Genomic DNA, 2,782 nt, shown 5'->3' with positions numbered 1-2,782 from the left:
CGCGCGCTGTCGGGTTCGGTCGCGCAGCGGCGCGCGACGACGGGCCTCGCGTCTGGTGACCTCGGTGGAAAGCCAAGCGACGCCGATAAGTTCATCGAGGATGTGCGCCAGGCGCTCTACGCGTCGAAGATCGTCGCCTACGCGCAGGGCTTCAACCAGATTCAGGCGGGCAGCGCCGAGTACGACTGGGGCATCAGGCCCGGCGACCTGGCCACCATCTGGCGCGGCGGCTGCATCATCCGCGCGAAGTTCCTCAACCGGATCAAGGAAGCCTTCGACGAGGACCCCAATCTGCCGACGCTGATCACCGCGCCGTACTTCCGCAGTGCCGTGGAGAACGCGATCGACAGCTGGCGGCGCGTGGTGGTGACCGCCACGCAGCTCGGCATCCCGATCCCGGGCTTCTCCTCGGCGCTGTCCTATTACGACGCGCTGCGCACCGAGCGGCTGCCCGCGGCGCTCACCCAGGGCCTGCGGGATTTCTTCGGTGCCCACACCTACGGACGCATCGACGCGGACCCGAGCAAGAAGTTCCACACCCTCTGGAGCGGCGACCGCAGCGAGGTCCCCGCTTAGCCTCGATTCCCGGTGCGGAAATTGAGTTGAGGTTGTTCGCGTGGGATGGGCGGTTATCGGGGTGGGAAGGTGAATTGGAGGGATCGGTTGTTCCACCATGGGATTGGGGTTTTGAGGTCGGCGTAGCCGGCGTCGATGAGCTGGGGGTGGTGGCTGCGTAGGTTCAGCGCGCAGGTGACGCCGCGGTCGCTGATGTGCAGGGTGCCGGGGTCGTCGAGGAAGTGGCGCCAGATGGTGTCGGGGGTGGCGGTCTGGTATCGGGTCAGGTCGCGGGCGAAGAGGCGGTAGAGGTTGCCGGCGACGACGGTGAGGGTGGTGTCGAGGTCGACGTTGAGTGGGACGCCGCTGGAGAGCGCGTCGAGGTGGAAGCCGGAGATGTAGGCGTCGAGTTCGTTTTCGATGGTCATGCGTTCGGCGTAGCGGGCGAACAGGTCCTTGCCGGGGGTGGTGAGGTCGTTGGCGATGAGCAGGGTGGGTTCGTCGCGGCTGATGTTGCGGATGGCGATTTGGCGGACCCTGGTGTCGACGTCTTTGAGCTTGATCATGTCTTCGTGTAGTTGTGGGCGCCGGTAGCGCCCGGAGCGGGCAATGGTGGTGGTCTTCCACTGGCTGGCGGGTAGCGCTGCTAGGCGGGCGAGTTCGGTTCTGCCGCGTTGGCGCAGGGTGAGCCAGCGGATGCCGCGCGCGGTGAGTTCGTCGAGCACCTTGTAGGTGGTCAGTTGGGAGTCGAAGACGAGCAGCCCGGGGTCTTCGCCGGTGGCGTGGCGCCAGTAGTCGGCGAAGGCGAGGATCTCGCGGGCCTGCTCGGCCTTGGTGATCTCGGCGTTGGCGTAGACCATCTCGGTGCTGGCGTGGTCCTGGGCGAAGAAGGTGAGCACGGCGCGGGTGCGTTGGGAGCGGCGCGGCACGTAGTGTTTTTCCAGCGCGGTGTGCTCGCCGTGGTGGCGGATGGCGTGGAAGTCGAGGTTGAATCCGGCTGTGCCGCTGGCCATTCCGAGTGGGCGCAGCGCCTTGACCATGCCGGTGAGCAGTTTGGTGTTGGATTCGCGGCGCACCCGGTAGGAGTAGGTGCCGGCGTGGGTGGCCTTGGGCAGCGCGGTCAGCTGCAGACCGAACGCGAGCCCGGCGTCGTCGGTCAGCGCGTCGATGTGATGGGCGCGGTGCCGGCGCGCGCACTTGGCCAGCAGCAGGGTGCCGATCGACTGCCAGGCGGTGATCGCCGAGGTGGACGGGTAGCCGGCCTCGGCGACCAGTCGGTGCAGACCGAGCGTGGCCATCATCGGGAACAGCAGCAGCAATCCGGCGTGGTCACACGGGATCTGCGCGGGGGCGGGCCAACCGCCCAGGGTGGCCGCCTTGACCGGCTCCAGCCGCGCCGGGGGGCCGCGGCGGCCCTCGTCGCGGCGGGCCAGCCGGGGCAGTCCGGCGTCGTCGAGGATCTGCCATACCGTCTGCGCGGAGATCGGCGTGCCCGCGGCGGCCAGCGATGCGGCGATCTCGCCGATGCTGCGGTCCTCGGCCCGCAGCGCCAGCACCTTGTCGCGGACCTCGCCGGTGGCTTTGTGCGGCCCTTTCGGGCCCGGCTTGGACTCGCCGAAGGGATCGAGTTTGCCGGTGCGCAGCAGGGTGGCCATCTGATGCACCGAGGCGGTGGAGTAGCCGAACCGGTCGGCCACCTGGGCGGCGGTGGCCTCGTCGACGAGGTAGGCCCGCAGCGCCTCGTAGCGGCGTTGCCCCGCACCGCGGGGCGCGGTGAAGTACTCCGCTCCCCCCCTCAACTGGATTCCCGCAGCAACATGCACTTATGGTAGAGCTGTTTCCAGCATGGCCAGCGCGACGCGCCGGGCTATCTTGCTGTGAGACAGCTAATTACATGCTTGTAGTTCCGATGGCGTCGACGACTGCGGGATACCGTAAGGGAACATGCCTGGTATCAGCTCCAGCAATCCGATTGAGACTGATCGCCTCGATTCGATAGCGATACGCCGTCTACCAGCGGATTTTCACAGTCCAGCCTCCAGAGGCTTTACGGGAAAAGCGGACTCAACCCCACCGTGAATCGAGGTTAGCCGTCAGGCATCCAAATGGCCGGCAGCCGTTCGAGTTGTGGAAGCGCACGACACCTCGGGCACATGGTGGCGCTGCGCCGCGCTAGCGCTAGCGCGGTTCGTCGCCACCGTGTCCCAGTAGAACATCCAGAACTCCA

Annotated in this window: 2 protein-coding genes; one reads left to right on the top strand and one right to left on the bottom strand. The window is 67.1% G+C overall.

Annotated features, from left to right (window positions below; genetic code table 11):
- Nucleotides 1–576 (top strand): NADP(+)-dependent, decarboxylating phosphogluconate dehydrogenase (locus VFW69_RS15565; protein WP_526502405.1); only part of this gene is annotated, 576 nt, incomplete at its 5' end.
- Nucleotides 577–629: 53 nt separating this feature from the next.
- Here VFW69_RS15565 and VFW69_RS15560 read toward each other — a convergent pair.
- Nucleotides 630–2,354: a COG3415 family protein gene (locus tag VFW69_RS15560; RefSeq protein WP_526502404.1), complete on the bottom strand. Its 1,725-nt coding sequence runs from the start codon at nucleotides 2,352–2,354 to the stop codon at nucleotides 630–632.
- Nucleotides 2,355–2,782 lie beyond the last annotated feature (428 nt).

The organism is Mycobacterium sp. (genome assembly GCF_036273375.1).
Classification (GTDB): domain Bacteria; phylum Actinomycetota; class Actinomycetes; order Mycobacteriales; family Mycobacteriaceae; genus Mycobacterium.
The sequence above is the reverse complement of the archived record's forward strand: the minus strand, read 5'-3'. Positions and strand labels throughout refer to the sequence as shown.